The sequence below is a fragment of the Fictibacillus sp. 18YEL24 genome, assembly GCF_015903855.1.
GTDB lineage: Bacteria > Bacillota > Bacilli > Bacillales > Fictibacillaceae > Fictibacillus > Fictibacillus phosphorivorans_C.
In genome coordinates, this window is record NZ_JACZDT010000001.1 from 562,192 (window position 1) to 583,703 (window position 21,512).

At 36.9% G+C, this 21,512-nt stretch carries 32 protein-coding genes; 6 read left to right on the top strand and 26 right to left on the bottom strand.

What is annotated here, in order from left to right:
* Window positions 1-15: 15 nt before the first annotated feature.
* The 6 genes from HU823_RS02820 to HU823_RS02845 all read right to left on the bottom strand — a co-directional run bounded on the left by HU823_RS02820 (window position 16) and on the right by HU823_RS02845 (window position 3,850).
* On the bottom strand, window positions 16-504 hold the full coding sequence (locus HU823_RS02820; RefSeq protein WP_197221376.1) for an NUDIX hydrolase: 489 nt from the start codon (window positions 502-504) through the stop codon (window positions 16-18).
* A gap of 38 nt (window positions 505-542) precedes the next feature.
* Window positions 543-755 (bottom strand): cyclase, encoded by a 213-nt coding sequence (locus HU823_RS02825; RefSeq protein ID WP_144699669.1) that lies wholly within the window; start codon window positions 753-755, stop codon window positions 543-545.
* 33 nt (window positions 756-788) lie between these two features.
* Complete coding sequence (locus HU823_RS02830; RefSeq protein WP_231607244.1) at window positions 789-1,043, bottom strand: hypothetical protein; 255 nt, start codon at window positions 1,041-1,043, stop codon at window positions 789-791.
* Between the two features lie 567 nt (window positions 1,044-1,610).
* The gene (locus tag HU823_RS02835; RefSeq protein WP_197221076.1) at window positions 1,611-2,057 is read right to left on the bottom strand and encodes a hypothetical protein; all 447 of its coding nucleotides are present in this window, start codon (window positions 2,055-2,057) and stop codon (window positions 1,611-1,613) included.
* 103 nt (window positions 2,058-2,160) lie between these two features.
* On the bottom strand, window positions 2,161-3,021 hold the full coding sequence (locus HU823_RS02840; protein ID WP_197221077.1) for an aminoglycoside phosphotransferase family protein: 861 nt from the start codon (window positions 3,019-3,021) through the stop codon (window positions 2,161-2,163).
* Window positions 2,978-3,850: an alpha/beta fold hydrolase gene (locus tag HU823_RS02845; protein ID WP_197221078.1), complete on the bottom strand. Its 873-nt coding sequence runs from the start codon at window positions 3,848-3,850 to the stop codon at window positions 2,978-2,980. The genes HU823_RS02840 and HU823_RS02845 overlap by 44 nt, the downstream gene beginning before the upstream one ends.
* A 142-nt stretch (window positions 3,851-3,992) precedes the next feature.
* Here HU823_RS02845 and HU823_RS02850 point away from each other — a divergent pair, with 142 nt between their 5' ends.
* Entirely contained in the window at window positions 3,993-4,307 is a 315-nt protein-coding gene (locus tag HU823_RS02850) for an ArsR/SmtB family transcription factor (protein WP_197221079.1), read from the top strand.
* Window positions 4,308-4,346: 39 nt separating this feature from the next.
* Window positions 4,347-4,868, top strand: a complete 522-nt coding sequence (locus HU823_RS02855) for an SRPBCC domain-containing protein (RefSeq protein WP_197221080.1) — start codon at window positions 4,347-4,349, stop codon at window positions 4,866-4,868.
* A gap of 48 nt (window positions 4,869-4,916) precedes the next feature.
* Here HU823_RS02855 and HU823_RS02860 read toward each other — a convergent pair whose 3' ends face one another.
* The 5 genes from HU823_RS02860 to HU823_RS02875 form a co-directional block, all read right to left on the bottom strand.
* Window positions 4,917-5,375, bottom strand: a complete 459-nt coding sequence (locus HU823_RS02860) for a hypothetical protein (RefSeq protein ID WP_197221081.1) — start codon at window positions 5,373-5,375, stop codon at window positions 4,917-4,919.
* Between the two features lie 18 nt (window positions 5,376-5,393).
* Window positions 5,394-5,528 (bottom strand): hypothetical protein, encoded by a 135-nt coding sequence (locus tag HU823_RS22080; protein ID WP_255548949.1) that lies wholly within the window; start codon window positions 5,526-5,528, stop codon window positions 5,394-5,396.
* A gap of 10 nt (window positions 5,529-5,538) precedes the next feature.
* Window positions 5,539-6,006, bottom strand: coding sequence for a hypothetical protein (locus HU823_RS02865; protein ID WP_197221082.1), 468 nt, complete (start codon window positions 6,004-6,006; stop codon window positions 5,539-5,541).
* Window positions 6,007-6,087: 81 nt separating this feature from the next.
* Entirely contained in the window at window positions 6,088-6,855 is a 768-nt protein-coding gene (locus tag HU823_RS02870) for a slipin family protein (RefSeq protein ID WP_197221083.1), read from the bottom strand.
* A gap of 16 nt (window positions 6,856-6,871) precedes the next feature.
* Window positions 6,872-7,072, bottom strand: a complete 201-nt coding sequence (locus HU823_RS02875) for a hypothetical protein (protein ID WP_197221084.1) — start codon at window positions 7,070-7,072, stop codon at window positions 6,872-6,874.
* A 130-nt stretch (window positions 7,073-7,202) separates the two neighbouring features.
* Here HU823_RS02875 and HU823_RS02880 point away from each other — a divergent pair, with 130 nt between their 5' ends.
* On the top strand, window positions 7,203-7,436 hold the full coding sequence (locus HU823_RS02880; protein WP_197221085.1) for a hypothetical protein: 234 nt from the start codon (window positions 7,203-7,205) through the stop codon (window positions 7,434-7,436).
* Between the two features lie 14 nt (window positions 7,437-7,450).
* Here the strand turns inward: HU823_RS02880 and HU823_RS02885 are convergent, their stop codons facing one another.
* The 8 genes from HU823_RS02885 to HU823_RS02920 all read right to left on the bottom strand — a co-directional run bounded on the left by HU823_RS02885 (window position 7,451) and on the right by HU823_RS02920 (window position 12,142).
* On the bottom strand, window positions 7,451-8,011 hold the full coding sequence (locus HU823_RS02885) for a GNAT family N-acetyltransferase (protein WP_197221086.1): 561 nt from the start codon (window positions 8,009-8,011) through the stop codon (window positions 7,451-7,453).
* 149 nt (window positions 8,012-8,160) lie between these two features.
* Complete coding sequence (locus tag HU823_RS02890) at window positions 8,161-8,505, bottom strand: hypothetical protein (protein WP_197221087.1); 345 nt, start codon at window positions 8,503-8,505, stop codon at window positions 8,161-8,163.
* Entirely contained in the window at window positions 8,502-8,900 is a 399-nt protein-coding gene (locus HU823_RS02895) for a DUF4279 domain-containing protein (RefSeq protein WP_197221088.1), read from the bottom strand. Before HU823_RS02895 ends, HU823_RS02890 begins: the two co-directional genes overlap by 4 nt.
* 36 nt (window positions 8,901-8,936) lie before the next feature.
* Window positions 8,937-9,440 carry a DinB family protein gene (locus HU823_RS02900; protein ID WP_197221089.1) on the bottom strand — a complete coding sequence of 168 codons (504 nt, stop codon included), beginning with the start codon at window positions 9,438-9,440 and terminating at the stop codon, window positions 8,937-8,939.
* Window positions 9,441-9,458: 18 nt separating this feature from the next.
* Window positions 9,459-10,727 carry a hypothetical protein gene (locus HU823_RS02905; protein WP_197221090.1) on the bottom strand — a complete coding sequence of 423 codons (1,269 nt, stop codon included), beginning with the start codon at window positions 10,725-10,727 and terminating at the stop codon, window positions 9,459-9,461.
* Window positions 10,727-10,951, bottom strand: a complete 225-nt coding sequence (locus tag HU823_RS02910; protein WP_197221091.1) for a hypothetical protein — start codon at window positions 10,949-10,951, stop codon at window positions 10,727-10,729. Before HU823_RS02910 ends, HU823_RS02905 begins: the two co-directional genes overlap by 1 nt.
* Window positions 10,952-10,973: 22 nt before the next feature.
* On the bottom strand, window positions 10,974-11,282 hold the full coding sequence (locus HU823_RS02915) for a hypothetical protein (protein ID WP_144699638.1): 309 nt from the start codon (window positions 11,280-11,282) through the stop codon (window positions 10,974-10,976).
* Between the two features lie 26 nt (window positions 11,283-11,308).
* A complete protein-coding gene (locus HU823_RS02920; RefSeq protein WP_197221092.1) occupies window positions 11,309-12,142 on the bottom strand; it encodes an aminoglycoside adenylyltransferase domain-containing protein in 834 nt (277 codons plus the stop codon).
* Between the two features lie 145 nt (window positions 12,143-12,287).
* Between HU823_RS02920 and HU823_RS02925 the strand changes: the two genes are divergently transcribed.
* Both HU823_RS02925 and HU823_RS02930 read left to right on the top strand, forming a co-directional pair.
* On the top strand, window positions 12,288-12,713 hold the full coding sequence (locus HU823_RS02925) for an SRPBCC family protein (protein ID WP_197221093.1): 426 nt from the start codon (window positions 12,288-12,290) through the stop codon (window positions 12,711-12,713).
* The gene (locus HU823_RS02930; RefSeq protein WP_197221094.1) at window positions 12,714-13,040 is read left to right on the top strand and encodes an ArsR/SmtB family transcription factor; all 327 of its coding nucleotides are present in this window, start codon (window positions 12,714-12,716) and stop codon (window positions 13,038-13,040) included. It begins immediately after the preceding gene.
* A 14-nt stretch (window positions 13,041-13,054) separates the two neighbouring features.
* On the opposite strand, the gene HU823_RS02935 is transcribed toward HU823_RS02930, so the two are convergent.
* The 3 genes from HU823_RS02935 to HU823_RS02945 form a co-directional block, all read right to left on the bottom strand.
* Window positions 13,055-14,080: an HNH endonuclease gene (locus HU823_RS02935; RefSeq protein ID WP_197221095.1), complete on the bottom strand. Its 1,026-nt coding sequence runs from the start codon at window positions 14,078-14,080 to the stop codon at window positions 13,055-13,057.
* Window positions 14,081-14,156: 76 nt separating this feature from the next.
* Window positions 14,157-14,477 (bottom strand): nucleoside triphosphate pyrophosphohydrolase, encoded by a 321-nt coding sequence (locus HU823_RS02940; protein WP_197221096.1) that lies wholly within the window; start codon window positions 14,475-14,477, stop codon window positions 14,157-14,159.
* Between the two features lie 200 nt (window positions 14,478-14,677).
* Entirely contained in the window at window positions 14,678-15,322 is a 645-nt protein-coding gene (locus tag HU823_RS02945; RefSeq protein WP_197221097.1) for a hypothetical protein, read from the bottom strand.
* Between the two features lie 83 nt (window positions 15,323-15,405).
* Between HU823_RS02945 and HU823_RS02950 the strand changes: the two genes are divergently transcribed.
* Window positions 15,406-16,770: a Sau3AI family type II restriction endonuclease gene (locus HU823_RS02950; RefSeq protein ID WP_197221098.1), complete on the top strand. Its 1,365-nt coding sequence runs from the start codon at window positions 15,406-15,408 to the stop codon at window positions 16,768-16,770.
* On the opposite strand, the gene dcm is transcribed toward HU823_RS02950, so the two are convergent.
* The 4 genes from dcm to HU823_RS02970 all read right to left on the bottom strand — a co-directional run bounded on the left by dcm (window position 16,762) and on the right by HU823_RS02970 (window position 21,505).
* Window positions 16,762-18,033 (bottom strand): DNA (cytosine-5-)-methyltransferase, encoded by a 1,272-nt coding sequence (gene dcm / locus HU823_RS02955; RefSeq protein WP_197221099.1) that lies wholly within the window; start codon window positions 18,031-18,033, stop codon window positions 16,762-16,764. The genes HU823_RS02950 and dcm overlap by 9 nt on opposite strands.
* Window positions 18,034-18,277: 244 nt before the next feature.
* The gene (locus HU823_RS02960) at window positions 18,278-18,814 is read right to left on the bottom strand and encodes a hypothetical protein (protein WP_197221100.1); all 537 of its coding nucleotides are present in this window, start codon (window positions 18,812-18,814) and stop codon (window positions 18,278-18,280) included.
* Between the two features lie 11 nt (window positions 18,815-18,825).
* Window positions 18,826-20,166, bottom strand: coding sequence for a DUF2357 domain-containing protein (locus tag HU823_RS02965; RefSeq protein ID WP_197221101.1), 1,341 nt, complete (start codon window positions 20,164-20,166; stop codon window positions 18,826-18,828).
* A gap of 109 nt (window positions 20,167-20,275) precedes the next feature.
* Window positions 20,276-21,505, bottom strand: a complete 1,230-nt coding sequence (locus HU823_RS02970; protein WP_197221102.1) for an McrB family protein — start codon at window positions 21,503-21,505, stop codon at window positions 20,276-20,278.
* Window positions 21,506-21,512 lie beyond the last annotated feature (7 nt).

Here is a 21,512-nt window from a genome sequence, read left to right on the forward strand (position 1 = left end):
CTAATCAGAGGGCCTTTATTGCTGAATCGCACAGTCTAAAATCTCTTGATAAACAGCGTTCCATTTAGAATAGTAAGATGTAATCCTGCTAGAATCTATAAACGTACGTTGAGAAGCTTCAAAAGCCCCCTCAAAGTGTAGCGTTTTTGTTACATCCATTTTGTAAAAAACTTGATAGCCAATTTTGGGATAGTTACTACTTTCCGTCCAGTGTGGATTCTCACTGTGATTCACAATAATATAACCAACTATCTTACACTCACCTTCAACATATCCCTCTTCAAGTGCTTCTCTTCTGAAACACTCTTCAGCGGTTTCACCTGGCTCAATATGACCTCCGGGAAAGTCCCATCCTCTATGTTTCAAGTCTACCAATAATAACTTATCTTCTTTGAAACAAAATCCGTGAACACTTGTAATTAAGTGATATGGAGGAAGTATCGTCGACCTTTCCCAAGTTAATTTAACTAATGATTCTCCCCAATTTACATAGGTAGTACTCAACATGTAACCCCCAGAATTAAGAAAATTAATAAAATCACTTACGATTTTCGTTTATGCTTTTCTTCAATGATCTTCTTGTTTAAGATCCTGACCTCCCCAACCATCAGCAGTCGCATATCCTCAACAATATACTTTGCCAGCTCTTCATCGGAAATATCCTCACCATGCAGATCTAGACGGAATTCTTGACCTTGTAACCCTCCGCCATTCGAAAAGTCGATTTCAAAGTCGAATTGTACACGTTTATTCATTTCAGAACACCTCACCATAGTATATATAATGAATTATTTAAACAGCGATAAAAGTAGAACCGTAATCATCCCCACACCCATCGTTCCAAGAAAAAAGTAGCCGAGAACACGGATTGGCATAGGAAAGCCTTGCAAATTCACTTTGGAAATATTGTTAGTTGGATAGCCTTCAATCTTTCCATAATGATCCATGGCATCGTTAAATGGTGCGTCAGTTCTGTTCTGATCATCCAATTGTACTAACCGTTTTTCTATACGTAGTTTCACTTTTTGAAGATCTTCTTCCATTGCTGCCACCCCACTTATCAAAACAAGCATCTAGCATTAATTTCGATAAGCAACAAACTATTCCTTCTCCATTCATTTTTACTAGATTCACCAAATGTCCAATCCAATAAGACAAGCTCGGCATAAGATATAGAGAATAGGGATTATTGAGATTCTTATTCTTTTCTCAACATGAGATAGATGGGGGTGTCTTCTTTGAGTAGTTTTATTAGCATTTTAGATGGCTTATTGGCTTGCAAGAAAGCACGAAAGAGCAAGAAAAACAAAAAGAGAATCGGTTAATAAAAGAGCTGCCTTTAGGGGCGGCTTTACTTATTTACATACGCGTTTAACCGTTATATGAAAAGGGGAAAGATAAGATTATCACGATTTTAGGGGGCACGATTTATGAAGGAACAAATCAAGAAAGTTCTAAGCAATCCAAAAGTACAAAAAGGAATTAAAGACAAAGTCGTTCCTTTAGTAAAAAAAGAAATGGAAAAAAGGAAGAAGAAATAATAACGAAAATAAGCTATACAAGTAACCCATCTGAACAGACCGTTGATGGGTTACTTTTTCGTTTAACGTCTATTTGACTTTAATAAAGAACACATGGCTTGCTGATCCGCGTTTCCAATTTCCGTACGTACTCACCGCATAGGTTCCACTTTCTTGAGGGGCTACAATGGTTCCATCCTCCAAATTCACACTTTTGGGATCTGACTGACTTTTAGACCAAACCATTACTTCTTTAGATATCTTAACAGGCTTGCGATTATAGGAGATCTCAATTTTCTCTCTTGGCGCAACGGTAACCGGCTCAATATCGTTCATCATAAACGGTTCAACCATATCTTTGCACTCGCCATTTAAAAATCCATCCCAACAATAACTGCCTTGCTTAACGGGAATCGTGATGTTTGCTTCTGTTATAGCACTTGCTGATGGTGGTTTAGCGTTCAGGATGTAGTACGTAAAGAAGCCTGAAATCAGTATAAGAGTAAGAACAAGACCTATGAGACCCTTTTTAGCCATTTTACTCCCCCTCTAATAAACTCTATATATCATTAGTCGTAAAAGTAAACTAATTGTTTCGCGAATACAGCCCATTATTTGTTAAATGAAAATAATTCACTTCCTAATTAAACTTCTCCAGTATCCCTTTCCAGTAAAACCAAGCTTTTACGTATTCATCAAAATCGTTCGGATGATGTTTCTTACATGCTGCCAACCTATGATATAAGCCAATTAGCACGTTTTCATATATTGCCAAGATTTCATGCTCCACACCTACACTTAAACAATCTGCAGCGGCATCAAACGTTTCTATCGTTAAGTCATCTGGTGAAGAACAAAATGCGTAAATTAAATCATACAGAGGGTCTCCGATTACAGGACAAGGATCTATTATTCCCGTTAGCTCGACGTTAGCAAAAATAAAATTATGGATGCCTAAATCTCCATGCAGTAAATAAGGGCTTATCTTACTTTTCTTATGCTTCTCCATAAGGTCAAACACAAGCTTATGATCATCTTTTTCTAAATAGGTATCTATGATTAGCCTCGCTTCTTCTGTTCTATTGATAAGAAAAGAATTCCAAGAATGTGTTGGTTCATCTGCCCATCCCCAACCATTAAAATCAGTTGCCATCTTATAGTGATTTATAAGCTCATGAACCAAGCTTTCAAGTATTTCTCTTTTGTTTCCTCTGATATAAGTGATAGCTCCCTCAATAAACGAATAGACAAAGTATTTATTGGTATTTTCAACATATTCAATATCTGGTAAGATCTCCACGTGATTATAGCTTTTAAGATATAGAACCTCTGATTGAACGATTTTTGGATTATTTATTTTCAAGGCATATTTTTCTCCATTTGAAGTTTGTAGGAGATACAATTCGCTGACGGTACCACCAGACAAAGGCTTATATACAGTAATGTCCGAACTCAGTTTATTTTCTTTGTTTAATTTGCTGATAATCTCTTGAATATCCATGGTTCTCTCCTATAGTTTCTTTTGTTGAGTACAACCAATCTCCAACTAGTTGTTGAACAGTTCTTCGCTGCTCAATATGTAACATGTGACCTGCAAGATCCAATATCACTCGGTTTGAATGAGGGAACTTGTCCAACATAAACTGATAATCTTGATAGCCACAAATATGATCTTGTTTTCCGAGTATAAGGAGTACTTCTTGCGGTAAGCAGGATACATCAGAAAACGGTTCCTGCGAAAGAAAATACCCTTTCTCTCTCCAGTCCGAGGTTAGAAATTTACGATTTGCTAATAGTCTTCCTGGTTGAACTTCTTCTAAAAAGCATTTTAGGTTCTCTTCATTTTGATAAATCATTAAGGTTTCAAAAGCAACCCTCGTATCCACATCTAGTGCGTTTAGTATTGAATGGTTCTTTTCGAGCAATACTTTTTCAGGCACGATTCGCTCTTTTAGATGATGAATAGCTGGAGCTAATAATACAATTTTTTTTACATGTTTCCTTTTTATGTGAACGATCCCTTGCGCCAGATATCCCCCATATGAAGCACCAAGCAATGCAAATTCATTATTCGAAAACACTATATCTATAAACTCTAGTACGTTTGAAAGTATGTCATCGGTTGATTTAACTGTTGAATCAATCTCACTGTGCCCGTGAGCAGGTAGATCGACATACACTCTTTGATAACCACGCTTGTTTTTGAATATGGGTTCCAGCCACGCCTTCATAGAACGATGGTCCGTTCCCATAGAGTGTAAAATGATTAATGGCATCCCTTCACCGATTACTTCATAATGAATGCTTCCCCTTTTAACCTTACAAAGCATGAACTCCAACCTTCCTTCTGAAACTGTGATCCATGTTAATAAAACACCTGAATTTGCAACTCATATCGAAAAGTTATTTCGAATATTCCTTTACAAGAATATTCCTTATGAGTTATATTGATTATGAAAGGAGGAACAGTTTATGGGCGAGAAACTAACAACATTGCATGCACTTGCCGAGCCCAATCGCTTTCACATTGTTGAGCTTTTGAGAGTTGGTCCTCTCACTGTAGGAGAAATTGCCGACAGCCTTAAGCTGCGCCAACCACAGGTATCGAAGCATCTACGTGTACTTAGTGATTCTGGGCTTGTTGAGGTTCAACCTATTGCGAATCGTCGAATCTATAAGCTGCAGTCACAACCTTTCTTAGAACTAGAAGAATGGCTTGATACCTTTCAAAACATTTGGGAAGATCGGTTCGACCGCTTAGATGAATATTTAAAAGACATGAAATAAACGATATTTAGCACTACATAAATGAAGGAGGAATTAAAAATGACTGTTGAAAACAAAACGAATCAATTAACTTCTAAAGTAGAAGGAAATGTATTGGTGTTAGAACGCACCTTTAATGCACCTCGCGAACTTGTGTTTAAAGCTTTTTCTGAAGAAGAACATTTGAAGCGCTGGTGGGCTCCTGGTGGCTGGACAATGTCGATCAAACAGTTCGAATTCCGTCCTGAAGGCGTTTGGCATTATTGCATGAAATGCACAGATGAGAGTCAAGAATACTTCGGACACGAATCTTGGGGCAGAGCGGTATTTCATGAGATCGTCGCACCAGAAAAAATCAAGAGCGTAGACGCGTTTTCTGACGCTGAAGGTAATATTTCTGAAGAATTGCCTCAAACAAAAGTTACATTAACATTTGTTTCAGAAGGCAACCAAACAAAACTGATCAACCGTGCAGAATATGCTTCTGCGAATGATGTGAAGACCGTTCTAGACATGGGTATGCTCGAAGGCGTGACGATGACTTGGAACCAGCTGGAAGAATTATTAGCAGAGATGAAATAAGTAATGAAGCGAAGAAAGCTATATGCTTTTTTCGCTTTTTCATTTACTTTAAACCCTAAACGACTCAAACTCACTTAAAAATTCATAGATCTCATTACGAGCATCTTCTACATTCCCATAGGAGCCATCAACTGCCATATCCCACTTATCTGTTAGATTAATGATCGACCTTTCAATATCCTCACAGCTCTCTGGGATGTGACCTACAAGACGATACATATATGTACATATTTCCGTTACATCACTCGTTTGAACTAGTTCATCATTAAGTAGACTCAGAATTCCTTGAATGGGAATTGCCTCATCACACTCTCCTTTGACATCGGTTAACTTTGAACATACCGAAGCTATTGTTGATTTAGAAGATAACGAGATTTCAAGGATTTCGTAAGGAGGCTGATCCAACTTCTCAATTAATTGATCTGCCCACTTGATGACATTTTTCACTTGAAAGAAGCTGATAAAGAGACCTAAACGATAGATTTCAGCTTGAACTTTAATCTCCATAACACGCACCTAAACCATTCAATATTTTTCATTGATCTCTTTCAACAACTCTATGATTTCTTCATTTTGTTTATTGTTCTTTCTAAGTTGTATATCAATTCCCAGCAAAGTAAAAAACACGGTAACAATGATTGCAATTCCGGCAATATACATTTTAGTTCACCTAGTCTTCCATAAATTTTAACATTTGTTGAATTGCACCAAGGTGATAGGCAGAGTGCGCCAACGAACCTACTAATTCATTTGCCAAGTCTTCAGTCCACTGGATATGATCAATCTTTTCTAAAAGACGTTGATATTCATTTATCAATCCTTCTTGTATGGAAAGCCACTCATCATCGCTAACTGTTTGAATTTCCCAGCTTTTATTCCAATCCATTGTAGGAAATGTTCCTTCATACAACCATTCATTGGTTCCCCACATATGATATCGGACATGATCGGTATGAGCAGCGAGTGTTGTTCCATTGATTTGTTTTGAGGCATCAGCAACAGTTAAAGTAGACAAAGCTCCAAAAATACCTGAGTCTGGTTTTGTATTCGTAAAATAGCTTACAGTCACTGGCTTTGGTGGTCCTTCAAATGCTTCTTGTAAGATTCTTTTCAATCCCGCTTCTAACGGATGATTCACACAAACCACTCCTCACGTCATCTACTAACTCTTTCCACAAAAAAGTGCACTTCTCCTTCTAGAAGAAATGCACTTTCTTTGTTACGCGTTGGATTTCTCTTTTGTACTGTGATTGCCATCTACCATATCGATTACAAACGTATTGCCTTTCGCGTTCTCGATCGTCTTCATCAAGCGAAGTTTTGCTAGCTCTGGGTTGTTCTCCAGCATTTTAGCCGTATTTGCTAAACTTCTTAACGTTGCTGCTTCTCCTCTTGCTCTTTCCAGTGAAGACTGCGCTTCTTTTTTCGCTCTAATTACTTCAAGGAATGCTTTTTTTAGTTCAGCAGATAACATAATATCTTTTATGTCTACTGAGAGGATGGATAATCCAGCAAACGTATTATCAACAAGAAGTTGTTGCAGCGAATCATTCACTTCATTCCGCTTGCTCAACAGGTCATCTAATTCAAGCGAAGATATTACATCACGCAGTTTAAGCTGCACGTTCATATAGATGTGTTCTTCATAATCTTCATATTCAGAGATCAGAATTTGTGGATCTGTAATTTGATATTTTACGGCAACACTAATCTTTACACTAAGTTGATCAGCCGTTAATAACTCTTGACCGTTCAGCTGCATAATCGTCGGTCTCATGTCAAAAACCGTGATTTCTGTAGAGGCTGGAGAATACTTATGCTTGCCTGGGCCTACAATCTCCTGAAAAGCCCCATATTTAAACTTCACACCACGTTCATACTCGTACACCGTTACCGAAGCAAAAAATTTCTTGATGATCGATAGAATAGCAAACACAACAATAAACACGAACCCAATGACTACAAGATATTCTAAAAATGATTCCATCCTAATTCCCCTTACTTTAATACGTATAAAACCACCCAACAGACAAGGAGAAAACAATGGAGGTCTTACCTGCAAAATTGTTCAATCCTAAAAGCCATTGAGTGGCTTCATCTAGGGCTTCGAACCCAAACTGGTTCCACAGCGGTATACCAGTTGCCAAAAGTTGAGAAAGCCGATCAGCAACACCGTTTAAAGATTTTAAACGAAGGCTTTGCATTTCTCCAAGAACTAAATTATATCAAGATATTTAGGAAAAAAGTACATCATTTAGAAAAAATTGTTCTTTAAAATCAACATGTAAAAGCTTAAAGTTAAAATATGGAATTTTGGTTAGAGGAGGAAAAGAAATGGACAACTGGGTGTTTGTGTTTATGGCAAATATTTTCGGAGGGATTATCGTATTTTTTGCTCTCATGTTTTTGTTAAGTTTAGGAGGAGGATCAATGGATACCGCCTTCTTCATAGGAATTTTTCTATTTGTTCAACTCAGTTTTATTACAACGATTCTATTTCAAGTGCTGCACAGAGTTAAGAAGTTGGAGAAGCAACAGATGGATCAGAGTGAGCAACAAAAAAGCTGATTATACATGAATAATCAGCTTAAGTAATCTTCTCGAAGTATTCCATACACCGCACAGTCCTTATACTGATTATTCGCATTACGAATCATGTGACGAATTACGCCTTCTTGTTTCATTCCTACTTTGGCCATAATCCTACCTGAAGCAGGATTATCAGTGTTATGTGCAGCAGAGATCTTATGGATGTTCATCTGTCGGAAGCCAAACTCTACTACAGCTTGCAGTGCTTCGGTCCCGTACCCATGGTTCCACCACTTGAACCCAAGTGAATAGCTTACCTCACAGTTATCTGTCGAGCTATCAAAATCGTACAGATCGATTTCTCCAATCAGTTCACCTGTATCTTTCAATTCGATGCCCCAATAACAAAATTTCTGATCTTCATACTGACTGACGATCTTTTTCACACGCTCTTCTGTTTGAGCAATACTCGTGTGAGCAGCATTCACCCGATTGTCTGCGACCCGTTCGTCTGAAAGCCAGTGATTAAATATGCTTTGGATGTCGGATTGTTCCAAAGGACGAAGAAGTAGTCGGTCTGTTTCTAAAATGGGAGTTCCGGAAAACTTAATCATTACACACCTCATACACAGTGATAGTCTGCTATTTTGTCACGTACCAGTATACGAACAAACCAATTGCAATTAAGGCCCAGACAATTGATTGCAAATATTTTCTCATTTGAAAAATCCCTTCCCTAATAAAGCCGAAACCAACGATAAAACTATTCAATCCATACTCCAGCTTTCATCTTCTGAAACCAATCCTGCATCCAATCTTCAGGCATGGATACTGTGTTCAAATCTAATATTTTTAATTGTTTAAATGTATACGTATTTACTAGGTATAAATCCCACTGACACTCAATATCTCTGGCTATGAAAAAGGTAAGATCTCCTTTTTCATCAAGATCTTCTTCTTCCCACGCCATCGTTAAATTATCGCACCATTTAGCAAGTTCGTATTGAGAATACTCACTCTTATTCTCACAAAAATCATTTAACAGCTGTTTCAAATTCTCATACGAATACTCGAGATTAATTATAGTCTCATTCCAGTTCCAGTTCATACAAAGTCCACCTCGATCTCAGCTCCGATGCCTGACGCGAATGTGAGGATGTCTTTCTCTAAATACAAAGCTGGAGCTTGCCCGTTTACCATTGCGATTACAATATAGATTTTACTCGCTAAGCCAAACTCCGCTTGTAATTCATTAATTACAGAGCATTTATCTCTCAACTGATTCATAACTTGCTGTAGCTGCTCATTTACATCGAGCGAGTTTTGGTAGTCCGTCCCATAATCCCAGCTTGTTTCTTTCCTGTGTATCGATGAATTGGCTGAAATGAGATCTCCCTTTTTATAGCTATCTGTTGGTATGACCTCGAGTCTTCTCGTCACTTCATTTATCTGAAAATCATCGCCAAAAAGGGAGAAGTACACTTTCACTTGTGTCTCGTTCATAGCATCTCCTAGCAATCCATTACTTGTTTTTTCAATTTAAAGAGGTGGATTTTCTACACCCAAATGAATCCAGTCTTCTTTCGGTGGGCCATAAACCCCATAAGGCTTAATTCCCGCTTGACGCATTAAGATTGTAACTTGTCCACGATGGTGAACAATGTGCTTGATGAGTCCCATCAGAATCTGAGCGTTTGATTCCTCTCTACCGAAGGCCGTTTGCACTTCTTTTAAGCTTTCGTCTGTCCATTGCTCTTCAATGGCTTTCGTTGCAGCAGAACTTAAATCTTTAAAGGTGTCAGCTATCTCTTTTGCTGATGGTGGAACCTCTTCTGTATGTTTTACTTCATCTACTTCGAACCCAAAATGAGCTAAGTACTCTGGAATATTAGTGGTTAGATGCCACGCGATTCTTCCTAACGTACGTCCTTCCGGGTAAACTTGTTGTTGCAACGATACATCGGTTAAACCATCTAACACCTTTTGCGTTAGCGTTGCTTCGCGATTCCATTCTCGAATAAAATCCGCAATGGTTATATACATATTTAAAACCTCCATTATCTATCCTAAATCATCCAGCAAAACCACTTCACCTGTTTTGGCATTCACGCCGTGATGACAGTCTAATTTCCCGCATAGAATATATTGCTTCTGCTCATCGTCATACACATAAAATGGCTGGAGCTCAAACAAATCTTTTAACTTCTCATACGCTTCGTCTTGTGTGACCGTTACTTCATCAGGTGCTTCAAAGGAATCATACATCTCTAACATGAACTGGTTGTCGATGTAGTTCACCACGTCCATCGTGTTAGGTTCAAGGAGTATTGAAAGTTTTCTTTCAAACACTCGTGTTTCATGCTGTTCTGTTCTGAGTGTTGCAATCAAGTACTTTTTGTCACGATGCAGATTTGTCACACGCCATTTCCCTGAGTCCTCAGGATACTCCTGACGTAACAAACGCTCTACTGCTTCCACACACTTCTTCTCATCTTCCTCCGTAATAGGTCGGGTGGTTGGAGAAGGCGTGCAGGAAAAGGCTTCATCTACCGTAATCTCTTCTTGCAAATCGATCTCTTTACGTTCAAAATCTCCAGAGATCGGTTTGTCCCACTCTAAAATGCGATTCACTTTTTTAGAAGTCCCGCCATCTTGAAGCATTTCAAACGGTTTGATCATCTGATCTTTGTTTCTTATGTAGATCTCTTCTACCGCATACACGGCAAATAACTTCTTTTGTTCAAACGACGGAAATCCAATTCTTTTCACTTGTTCCTTAGCGGTGTGTTCCGCTTGCTCTAATGAAAGATTATAGGTTTCACGTATTACCTGATCACCTGTCGGAAACTCTCCATGAACCGAAAAGAATGTCAGCTGTCCCTTACCATTCCATTTCACTTCGATGTAGCCAGACGGTGAGACTGGAATACCTTCTATCATAGCGCTAAATTCTATTTCATTTTCTGTTTCGTTATGTAGTTGGAACTGCTCGTTATATTTTAATCCGGTTTCTTGTTCGATCCACTTAATGACTTCCTCAGTTCCACCATTAAACGTGATTCCATCTTGTGCAAAGGTCTCACCCATAACAAAGATAGCGGACTCTAATTTTTCAGTGTTAACGTTGTATTCAATAATCGCTGTCCCTTCTGGATTCGAACCATCTTCATCGGACTCCGTTCCATTCGGAAACCACTCCAAACAAAGTCTGTAATTCGTTTCGTTGAAATGGTTCACGTCCCGCCATAGACTATGTTGATGTAAATAGTAGTTTCCTAGTCCGAACGTTCTTTGAGCTTGATCTACGAATGTTTGTATTCTGCTATCCACTACTCCCGCTCCTTTTGCGATTCATCTCCAAGTTGTCCCATGACGATGAATAAGATCCAGACTCCGAGAACGACCACAACTCCGTAACCTACATAATACAAGACCGTATTGATAAACCAGATTAAGGGGCCAAATGGACCAAAACGTTCCAGATCTACGAAACTTAGTGACATAAATCCAAATCCGACTAGAAATCCATAAAGCAGATGCTGCAGTCTGTTCATCGGAAATCCCTCCTCATTCACCTTACTTCTTTTCTAAATAGATGTACTCATCCACTGTGTTCATAGCAGAAGAGGCTTTCAAGATCTTCATGCCCTTTAATCGGCTGCCGCACTGAAAATGAACGGTGTCATCTGCACCAATCTGAATCTTATGAGTTGCGCTCTCTACCCAATCGATCTGCATCTTCACGATATACTCGCCAGGTGCTACGTCCAGTTGTTTCGTTTCTCCGTCCTTGATCTGTTCTGTTTTGCTCTCGTTCAGGTAAATATCAAACTTTCTCATCTTGTTCATGAACTGACTGTCTCTCTTAAACACTAATTTCGCCATTTTCGTCCCATCCTTTTCTATGAATCTTACAAGTTATTACATTCTCTTATTATATACTTCATATAGCTGAGTGCATCATTTCTTCTCTTTCTCGTCGAGCCATAATGTGAGAACTTATTTTCGTTTCGGATGCGCAGTGCTTCTCGGATGATTTGATGATACGCTTCAGGAACCGTTTGTAATGCATATTCACCAGCTCCCTCTTTTGACGTGATGTCTTCTTCCCTTATCGAATAATAAAGACGCGTCACCCCAAGTACTCCCCACTCGATCATGTTCGCACTCATGTATAATCCTAAATATTGAGTAGACGGAAAACGCTCGCAGTTCTTCACCCAGTTCAGCCAATAACCGTTAATGTTCTCCACCAAGTTTGCTTTCAATTCTGTCCAATCTACAGATAGATTGTATGTTTCGATCGGCAGTCCTTTAACGACGATGCCATATGTCTGAAGCTGGTACGCGTCGATCCAATGACGGTGAAAAGGTCGATAAGATTGAAGCTTTCCTTCATTAAAATATGGACATGAAGAATTACCGTTGTTTTTTTCACTCTCTAGATCTTCTCGCGTCAAATACATGCCATCTAAGCTTGGCTTCGGGTACTCTTTTTTCATCTCATGGTGAATCTCTTTCAATACATCTACATCTGATTCTGTTAGCTTTTCTTTTGTAACCGCGTAAAAGTCGATATCACTTAATCCTTCTTGATAAGCTCCAATGGAAACTGAGCCGAATAGATAAAATGACTCTAACTTGTTTGGCAGCTTCTTCTCTATTTTTTCAAAGTATGAATTTAATACATCTTTTACTTCTTCAGGGATACGTTTTGGTTCATTTCTTGTTTGAGTTTGGGTCATACCGTTAGCCTCTTTTCATGAACACGTTGTATTCCTATATTTTAGCATATTTATCCAATCGCCTCAGAATGAATTGACATAAAACCAAAAGGTGTTATATCCTAAACGTACAACCAAATGGTTACATATTTAGACTAGGAGATGAATGCTTGTGTCAACACTACCAGATATTAAACAAACCGCAACCTTTAACGCACCGATTCAAAAAGTGTGGGATGCTGTATCAACTTCAGAAGGCATGTCAGCGTGGTTCATGCCGAATGACTTTAAAGCAGAAGAAGGTCATGAGTTTCACATCCAGTCCCCTTTTGGTCCTTCGCCGTGTAAAGTGATCGTGATCGATGAACCCCATAAGCTATCGTTTTCATGGGACACAGATGGCTGGATCGTTACGTTCTTGTTAGAAGAAAAAGGTGATCAGACAGAGTTCACATTGATTCACAGCGGGTGGAAAGAAGAAGATGCGATTGTTGGAAAAGCGAATCAAAAAGCGCAAGATGTGCGTGATCGCATGAACGGCGGATGGGTTGGTATTGTGAATGAAAGACTGAAAAAGGTCGTTGAGGGTTAAGTGGCAGCATCAGCAGAAAAACACGATGTATTTAAAGCAATCGCAGACCCGACGAGACGTGAAGTCTTAAGGCTGCTTTCTGAAAATGAGCGGCCAATATCAGAGATCGCTGATCACTTTGAAATAAGTCGAACCGCTGTGACGAAGCATCTTCAGATTCTAAAAGAGGCTGAACTCATTTCAGGACGAAAGGAAGGACGGGAAAAGATTTATCAGCTGCATCCAGAGCCTTTAACAGAAGTGAAACAATGGCTCTCTTATTACGAAAAGTTCTGGGAGAATAAGCTGTCTATGCTTAAGTATCTGGTTGAGGATGATAATAAGTAAATTAGGCTTAAGGATTATTTTTCCTTAAGCTTTTCTAATTGTAATTGGATTTTCTTCTGTGGAGTCCAAATGTCTGTAAATCCATTTTCCTTGGAATAATTATAAAGCTCAATCAATTTCTTTGCTGTATAGACTTTCATATCAAGCCTTTGGTTTACTAATAAATCTTTTGTTAACTCCAAGTTTCTATCTATAAGAGAATCTAAATATTGTTCTACGGCTAATTTATCATTCTTAGCTAAATTACATGAACTACAGGAGATGACCAAGTTCCATAATTGATCAGTTTGCACAAAACTCCATGGAATGAAATGATCAACATGAATAGACCCTTTTTTCTTAATTTCTTTACCACAATAAAAACATTTGTCATTGTAAAAAGATGATAAAAGTAAATAGAATTCATTTAAAGAAGATCTTTTAGATACATTTTCAACTTTCATAAGAAGATTAGTAATATCACCTTTTTGGTTGAACTTTTCTAAAAATAAAGCAAGGTGATAGTTTGTTAAATAGGTCAGCACTTTCTGAAACCGTTGCATAAATGAGTAATAGCTAGGATTAATTTTTATAGTTTCTTTCTTATTATCGAAATCATAGATTGTACTATCAGTATCACCATATATAGCACCCATAACATTCAACTTAGCCTTCTTTTTAACCATTGTTATAATCTCAATTTGCAGTTCATCGGAAAGCTTATCAAAAACATAAGTATTAGGAATCATGTACTTATCTTGAATTACTAAAAGTATTTTTTGTACCTCTGCTTTCTTCCCGATCATGTTAATCTGATTTAAATTATGATGTATAACAAGATTCCAATATATTTTAGAAAAACTCGAATATAAAAGATCATAGGTTAATTCTAATTTTTCATTTACATTATAAAGATTTTCTAATATTGACTTAATCAAGACAAATTTATATGTTGTGGAATTTTTAGATTTTGGAGAAAAAATATAATTGAAGTGTCCCCATATTTCCTTGTCAGTCAAATATTCAACTTTCATTTCCCCCACTTGTAATTTGTGGCTCAATGCCAACATCTCTTTCCTGTTTTGACTTTAATACCGTAAAATTTATATGTTTAATAAAATACAATTTAAATAGGATTTATTCTGTATCGATTAAAAAGATGCGTTCCTGAAATCCTCCGCGTTTTTCTGCTTTTTCCTGTCTTACTTTTTCAATTTCATGAAAATCTACTCCATGAACTTTAGCAAGTTCATACATTAATTCTAGGAGGTCAGCAAGTTCTTCTACAGCATCCTGGTCATCACCAGCTGCAACATACTCATCTAATTCTTCATAACATTTTTTCTTTAACTCTTTTATGTATTCGGTTTCAGATAGAATTGTAGTATTAAAGGAAGCACCTGTCCTTTTAATGATTTCTGGTATACGATCACGGACGAGTTTGTTGTATGTTGGCATTTCTACACCCCTTTACTTTTCTTCATAAGCTAATTGTACAATATTCTTAAACCCCAAAAGCTTGATTCATGTTTAATTTACTTATACCGGGAAGATGAAGTTGCTTTCTCATATTAATTACTGAAAAGTATTTATCAAATCAATATATATCACCTCTTTTATAGGTTTAATATTTGTTAAAAGTATAATATTTGAAAATTTTATTTGACTTTTATTATATTTCTATAGTACTTACATTTCCTTTTTAAAGGACAAATTTCGCATTTTGGTATCGGAGAACATATTTCTCTACCAAAATCCAATAAAGAATAGTTAAACATACGAAAATTTCTTTTTGGTGTTACTCGATCAGCAAATTCAAAAAAGCTTTTATCAGTATAAAGCTTTGGGGTCCTTTTAAATCCAAAGACCCTTGAGTACACTCTCACTACGTTTCCATCCACTATAATGTCTCTTACATTGAAAAACATCGATCTAACAGCAGCTGCCGTATAGTTACCTACACCTTTTATTGAGAGAAAATCTTTCTTTTCTTTTAAATGTTTCTTCTCTTTAAGTACTTCTGCTATTTCTTTAATAATTTGTTCTCTTCCAGGAAGACCTAAGTTTTTAAATGTTTCTGGTTTTTCTTTTATAAGGTAATTTTGAGGGGTTGGATATTCATTAATAAACTTTATAAACTCAGGCTCCACAACACCTGATCTTGTCCTCTGCAACATAATTTCCGCTACTAAAGCATGCCACAAGTTATCGACATCACGCCAAACAAAATTAAATTTATTTTCTTTCCCCCATTTAAGTAATTTTCTTCTAAAATAGAGTATGTCAGTATCTTTTATTTCCATTTATGGCTGCTCCTTGAGAAAGAAGTAATATTTACTTCTTCCCGAATGAGCTAAAAATAATCACTTAAAGGAGTGAAGAGAATTTGTTGTATAATAAAACATCTCCGGAATCAATAGAACAACACGCTAAGTTGATGGAGAATAAAGCATTTTATGAAATCCTTCCTAACGAGTTATTGGGAAAGACTAAGTTAAAAGGTGGAATCGGCACTTTAATTGAAGAACACCATTTCGGATACAAACCAAATTCTTTAAGTGAAGCAGACTTTTCAGAAGCGGGAGTAGAGTTAAAGGTAACGCCCTACAAGAAGAACAAAAATAAAACTTTTTCTGCTAAAGAACGTTTAGTATTAAACATTATTAATTATATGAATGAACATAACAATACTTTTGAGACCAGTGCCTTTTGGAAGAAGAACAAATTGATATTATTAGTTTTTTATCTTTACGAAGAGCAGTTAGAACGACACGATTTTAAAATAACCCATGCTCAATTGTTCGAGTTTCCTGAAAAAGATCTTGAAATCATTAAACAAGATTGGGATATTATTATCAATAAAATTAGAGATGGTAAAGCTCATGAACTATCCGAAAGAGATACATTGTATTTAAGTGCATGTACAAAAGGTGCTAATAAAGAAAGTGTAAGAACCCAACCCTTTTCACCTATCATGGCTAAGCAACGTGCATTTTCTTTAAAATCTTCGTATATGACATTTATTCTTAATAAATATATCTTAAAAAAGAAAAAAACCTATAAATCAATCGTAACTGCTGAACAACTCCAAGAAAAAACTCTTGATGAGTTAATATTAAATGCATTCCAGCCATTCTTTGGTATGAAATTAAATGAGTTGTGCCAAAAATTCGAAATATCGATTACAAGTAAATCAAAAACTTATTCAGTTGCTGCAAGAATGCTGAGAAAAGATTTAAATGACCTTAATAAGTCTGAAGAATTTCTTAAATCCAATACGAAGATTAAAACAATCAGAATACAAAGAAACGGTAGTATAAAGGAATCTATGTCATTCCCCTCATTTAAATATAAAGAAATCATCAAAGAAAATTGGGATGAATCTACCCTAAGACTTATGTTTTTGGAAACTAGATATCTTTTTGTAATTTATCTAGAGACTGCTAATGAGGATTATGAATTCGTCGATGCTTTCTTCTGGACGATTCCAGAAAAAGATTTAGAGAATGAAGTCAGATTGGTTTGGGAAGAAACTGTTAAAAGAATCTTAGACAAACAAGCGCATAAACTACCCGGTTCTTCTGAAAATAGAGTATCCCACGTGCGACCACATGCAGCAAATAGTTTAGATACATACCCTACCCATTACGGTGATAATATGGTAAAAAAATCCTTTTGGTTAAACAATAGTTATATTAAAGAAGTTATCTTCAATAATTCTTATAAAGTAAAGAACAGATTACTAAAATAAAGTAATCTGTTCTTCTTGTTTTTCATTGCTCTTTTCAATTTGGGGTTCTTGGATTTCAATCTCATGTATTCTTTCACCCATTAGAGTTATAAGGTCTACTACTAGAGCATTACCCATACAGAAATAGCGCATTCTCTCTGACATGCCAGTGTTTGTCCAGTTGTCAGGAAAGCCGTTCAACCTCTCACACTCGACGGGAGTCAGATATCTCCATCTTCCTGTCTTTTTATCAGGTACTACATGAGTACTTCGATTAGTTGTTCCTTCACTTGTTAGCATCGTTCTACCAGGTAAATCCATATTTTCCGGAAGAGCCATTCCACCTTCAGAAAAAATATATTTATGACCAGAAGCGGAGGTCCTTTCTACTTTTTTCGGACCTTTTAGATAGATAAACTTCTCTTTGGCCATCTCAGTCAAATAATACTTTTCATCAACCTCTTCTTCAAGTATGTCTGATAGTGGAACAGGAGCTGTTTTTAATGGAGTTAATTCCATTGAAATAAATTCTCCATCTTTCATGATACCTGAATTATAGAAGTTCCCTTTGAACTCATCCGAGATATTGACAAGATCCTCTTTTAAATCGCCTTCAGTAATCTTCTTTGTATTAACAAATTCCATCGTTACAGGGAATTTTGTTGCAAAAAATCCATCTTGTTCTAAAATCTTTGGATTTGAAGTTTTATTAAGTTGTTTTGCATACTTTAATGATCTGTCATATGCAAATATGAATACTCTTCTTCTTCTCTGTGATAGACCATAGTCTGCAGCATTAATTACACGCCATTCGACATCATATCCAGCTTTATGAAAAGCAGCAAGCATTATACCAAAGTCTCTTCCGCGTTGTTTTGAAGGAGATTTAAGTAGCCTATCAACGTTTTCTAATAATACATACTTAGGCTTTCTTCCTATCTGCTGTCGTTCTGATATTAGACGCATTATCTCCCAGAACAAAACACCTTTTTTCCCTTGTATACCTTTTTCCCCACTCAAAGACCTTGCTACTGAATAATCTTGACAAGGAAATCCCCCTACCAAAACTTCTGCATTAGGTAGGTGCTCTGATTTTACAGTTGAGATATCTTCATTAGAATGTATACCATTATCTTTAAAATTGGTTGAATAACAAACAAACGCATCTTGTGCTTTTTTTGATGGTTCCCACTGATTTCCCCAAACGACTTGAAAATGACCAGTCCGTTCTAATCCTATCCGGAATCCTCCAACACCTGCGAAAAGTTCGATTACGTTTAACATATAATACGAACATCCTTTCGGTAATTCTTTCTTTTATAATAACCTATTTTCTGCTTTAGACCAAGGTATATTATAAACTATTACACCAATCAATAGTGGGAAAAGATGCTCAGACAGAATAGTTAGTTTTCTCCATGTAGGTTAAAGCTCAATTCTATCATTCGAAAATTAACTTCTTTTCGCAAATTATGAATTTAAGATTTTAATTAAATATAATTCATTTTACTAATTAACAGAAACTTATCTAATAGACAAGTGATTCGGAATTATCATTATTACCATTAATCCATGTTGTAAAGAAGCTCCAATCCATCACTGTTCCATCTTCATTTAATAAACCAAGGTAAATACCATCACCCTTACCAACTTGCCAAATGGCTTGGGCTGTATTATCTTTTTCAGAAATTCCACTGCTCTTTATGTAATCAAAAAAGACGTTTTTACCTGGACCGTAATTCTCAGCAACATAAGCAACCAAATAAATGTCCACACAGCTTGCACCAAGTTCCTTTGGATGGAAACTAAGAATATGAGATTTAATCAATTGAATACATTCTTCATCATGAACAGTTAACAATCCATCTTTAATTTTATCAATTTGGTAAGATTGATAACTTCTTTTTTCCCACTGTTTTAGTTGCCCATAACCTCCATTTACCATTACAAGCTTTTTAAGCAAGTTTTTAAGATTACATACTGTAGGAATAATGTTAGTACGTATACTCCTGCCACGAATATTATCAGGTAGTGTATATACAATTATATCTTTTTTGATATCCATGCTCTGCCCTCCTAAATTGAGTACCTATCATGTTCTTCGGTTACTCCAGGCATCATCTTTACCGCCCCCATCTTGTATCGTTTATGAAAATGATCAGCATAATATCTGAGTTCTTCCCCTGACTCCTGGAACGGAGTCATGATATATACTTCTTCTACTACTTTTTCATCCGTAAAGATGTTTCTAATCCCATCCCTGTACTTGTGCATTTCACCTAATGCGGTCCCAATGTTATTCGGTACACGATATTTCGGATCAAAGATAAATAGCTTTTCCCCTCGTTGGATGACAATGTCGGGAATCATCTTTTGGGTAAAGGTATAGAAAAGTGCCTTCGTGTTATCTACAACATGTTCTGCATTTCGATACTGAAACACACGCTGGAATGAAATGGTGTCACCGTTTTTTAGTTTAATGGTACTCTCTTTTTTTTCCGCTAACGAGAGAAATATCCCGTCTGATGTAGTTTTATATAACTGTGATGAATCTGCCAGTTCCCCGTTCTGTCTTGCTTGTTTGATTAACTTCATGTAGCACCACATTTCATATACTTGAAACGTATCTTTTAACGGAATGTGATAATCAAATCCAATCTCATACTTCTGGTGCTGATACAGCTTTTCAAACCATGTGTGCCATTTTCGATAGATCGGATGCTTTCTTAACCGTTGTGTAATGGTTACCTGGCCGTTATGAGGTTTGACAACAATCATGAATGAATGGTTCAGCCAGTACAACACCTTGTTTCTTAGTTTCTCTGCTTCCTCTTTTAACACACCATCCGCATAATCACGATATTGGGAAAGAAGATGTCTTAGTTCAAGAAGCTGTTTTTTTACTAAGCGATTTTCATACAAGTCATTCGTTTCCTCTCGTTTAGACGTCCACACTTTTTTAGGGACAAGCTGTTCTGTCCGACCATGGTTTCGTTCCAGCCAGAGTGACGTTGTTGTATGAACCTGCTGTATCTTTTCACGGTTCGTCATAAAGTTTTCCTGCTTAAGAACAGATAATGGATTGCTGTTGATTTTTTTAAACAGCAGAGATAACTCGTGAAAGCTTCTTTTAATGTAAGACCATTGTGTCCATGACAACGTGCGTTCTCTTCCACTGGTATTGAATCCTTTATTTAAGCCGCTGTAATCAAAACAAACTGCTGCTTCCTCAAGTATTTCTTTCAGCATGATCTCATACTGCTCAGTAGTCATCTTTCTTTCATCAGTGTAGATGTAGGATTTTAGGTGAGTTCCGTTGATTTCAATAGTTGCTTCACCGGATTGAAAGGGTGTCTGCAGCGTCCCACTCACTCCAGATTCATTTAGAACGAACGGAAGTGGCATCCCGTTAAACAAGATAACAGGATTGCTCTCACTCTCCAGTTTCCACTCATAAGAAGTGGCTTCTCTTAAATAAGCTTCTTCAAGCGGAATCCAGCCTTCTTAATGACTTTGGATAAAGAATTTAGCGCCAGAACTGGGTTGCTCCATAACGTTCCAGCTCCTTTTCCATTCTCAAGATATGACCATATGATTGAGATTCATCGCCAAAGTGACCATGGAATTTTGCTTTAAGCGTTGAAAGCAAGTCTGCAATTCGCTCGTCACCTCTTAATTTTGGCATCATTTTTTCACTAATTACCCGATCAAGTGCTGGCATAGAACCCAGGCTAAACTCTTCATCGAGCTCCTTATTTCTCACCAGCTTTTGAATCATCTCGTTCATCGTCCTGTAGCCAAAGTGAAGGTCGTATGATTTCAGATAGTTGTGAATGTCACAAAGAATTTCATATTCGCTACTCATCATCGCTTTTACAGATTGATCGAGTGTTGACCAATAATGATCAAAATCAACATCTGATAGTGTCATCACAAACGCACGGTCCAACACTTTATCAGACAAGCTGTGCGTCGTCTCGTCCACATTAATCGTTCCCAACACATACACGTTTGGAGGGATGCTAATCTTTTGTGGAATATCTGTAACATCCTCCCTGTTATGAAGCAGGATTTCTTTCCGTGACTCAACAGCACTTAAGTAATCACTCAAATAATATTCCACACGAGCCAGGTTCATCTCGTCTAGTACAATAAAATGAGGCTTGTCCCGTTCCTTTTGAGCCGAGATCAAAACCTGTAGGAATTCTGTAATAATGTACTTTTTCTCAAATGAACTATAGTACCCGAATAACGCTGTAGCATCCATCCAATCAGGACGAACTGGAATAATCTTCAAATACGGATTTTCCGCCTCATAATCAAGTCCGTATACAGCATTTGCATATAACCGGCACAGCTGCGTTTTACCCGTACCAGAAATACCGTTTAAGATAACAAAGTGCTTGTCATCAAGTGCTGTAAGATTCAGATGGAAGTCTCGAATGATATCTGTTGAAAATGTGAACTGGCTGTTTGCAATTGTTTCGTAAATTTCTCTGAATGAGAAGTTGCTGATGAACTTTGAATCTGGGTTTTCTTCTGCTTCTCCTTCATCCTCATTATTAATAGATAAAGATGGGTTCGTATCTGGAAGCTCTAACTTTTCACTGACATAAGCAAATAATAAACTTGCTGTCACTAATTCCTTTTTGATTTCAGCAATTTCTTTATTAAATGATTTTGTTTCGTTTTTATACGTACTAACATAATAAGAACTGCCTTCTGTTTTGATCCAATGTTCATTTAACAGGTCCATTGCTTTT

Coding starts and splice junctions, on each gene's coding strand:
- HU823_RS02825 (WP_144699669.1), bottom strand. CDS start 755: ATGAATAAACGTGTACAATTCGACTTTGAAATCGACTTTTCGAATGGC.
- HU823_RS02830 (WP_231607244.1), bottom strand. CDS start 1,043: ATGGAAGAAGATCTTCAAAAAGTGAAACTACGTATAGAAAAACGGTTA.
- HU823_RS02835 (WP_197221076.1), bottom strand. CDS start 2,057: ATGGCTAAAAAGGGTCTCATAGGTCTTGTTCTTACTCTTATACTGATT.
- HU823_RS02840 (WP_197221077.1), bottom strand. CDS start 3,021: ATGGATATTCAAGAGATTATCAGCAAATTAAACAAAGAAAATAAACTG.
- HU823_RS02845 (WP_197221078.1), bottom strand. CDS start 3,850: ATGCTTTGTAAGGTTAAAAGGGGAAGCATTCATTATGAAGTAATCGGT.
- HU823_RS02850 (WP_197221079.1), top strand. CDS start 3,993: ATGGGCGAGAAACTAACAACATTGCATGCACTTGCCGAGCCCAATCGC.
- HU823_RS02855 (WP_197221080.1), top strand. CDS start 4,347: ATGACTGTTGAAAACAAAACGAATCAATTAACTTCTAAAGTAGAAGGA.
- HU823_RS02860 (WP_197221081.1), bottom strand. CDS start 5,375: ATGGAGATTAAAGTTCAAGCTGAAATCTATCGTTTAGGTCTCTTTATC.
- HU823_RS22080 (WP_255548949.1), bottom strand. CDS start 5,528: ATGTATATTGCCGGAATTGCAATCATTGTTACCGTGTTTTTTACTTTG.
- HU823_RS02870 (WP_197221083.1), bottom strand. CDS start 6,855: ATGGAATCATTTTTAGAATATCTTGTAGTCATTGGGTTCGTGTTTATT.
- HU823_RS02875 (WP_197221084.1), bottom strand. CDS start 7,072: ATGCAAAGCCTTCGTTTAAAATCTTTAAACGGTGTTGCTGATCGGCTT.
- HU823_RS02880 (WP_197221085.1), top strand. CDS start 7,203: ATGGACAACTGGGTGTTTGTGTTTATGGCAAATATTTTCGGAGGGATT.
- HU823_RS02885 (WP_197221086.1), bottom strand. CDS start 8,011: ATGATTAAGTTTTCCGGAACTCCCATTTTAGAAACAGACCGACTACTT.
- HU823_RS02890 (WP_197221087.1), bottom strand. CDS start 8,505: ATGAACTGGAACTGGAATGAGACTATAATTAATCTCGAGTATTCGTAT.
- HU823_RS02895 (WP_197221088.1), bottom strand. CDS start 8,900: ATGAACGAGACACAAGTGAAAGTGTACTTCTCCCTTTTTGGCGATGAT.
- HU823_RS02900 (WP_197221089.1), bottom strand. CDS start 9,440: ATGTATATAACCATTGCGGATTTTATTCGAGAATGGAATCGCGAAGCA.
- HU823_RS02910 (WP_197221091.1), bottom strand. CDS start 10,951: ATGAACAGACTGCAGCATCTGCTTTATGGATTTCTAGTCGGATTTGGA.
- HU823_RS02915 (WP_144699638.1), bottom strand. CDS start 11,282: ATGGCGAAATTAGTGTTTAAGAGAGACAGTCAGTTCATGAACAAGATG.
- HU823_RS02920 (WP_197221092.1), bottom strand. CDS start 12,142: ATGACCCAAACTCAAACAAGAAATGAACCAAAACGTATCCCTGAAGAA.
- HU823_RS02925 (WP_197221093.1), top strand. CDS start 12,288: ATGCTTGTGTCAACACTACCAGATATTAAACAAACCGCAACCTTTAAC.
- HU823_RS02940 (WP_197221096.1), bottom strand. CDS start 14,477: ATGCCAACATACAACAAACTCGTCCGTGATCGTATACCAGAAATCATT.
- HU823_RS02945 (WP_197221097.1), bottom strand. CDS start 15,322: ATGGAAATAAAAGATACTGACATACTCTATTTTAGAAGAAAATTACTT.
- dcm (WP_197221099.1), bottom strand. CDS start 18,033: ATGTTAAACGTAATCGAACTTTTCGCAGGTGTTGGAGGATTCCGGATA.
- HU823_RS02960 (WP_197221100.1), bottom strand. CDS start 18,814: ATGGATATCAAAAAAGATATAATTGTATATACACTACCTGATAATATT.
- HU823_RS02970 (WP_197221102.1), bottom strand. CDS start 21,505: ATGGACCTGTTAAATGAACATTGGATCAAAACAGAAGGCAGTTCTTAT.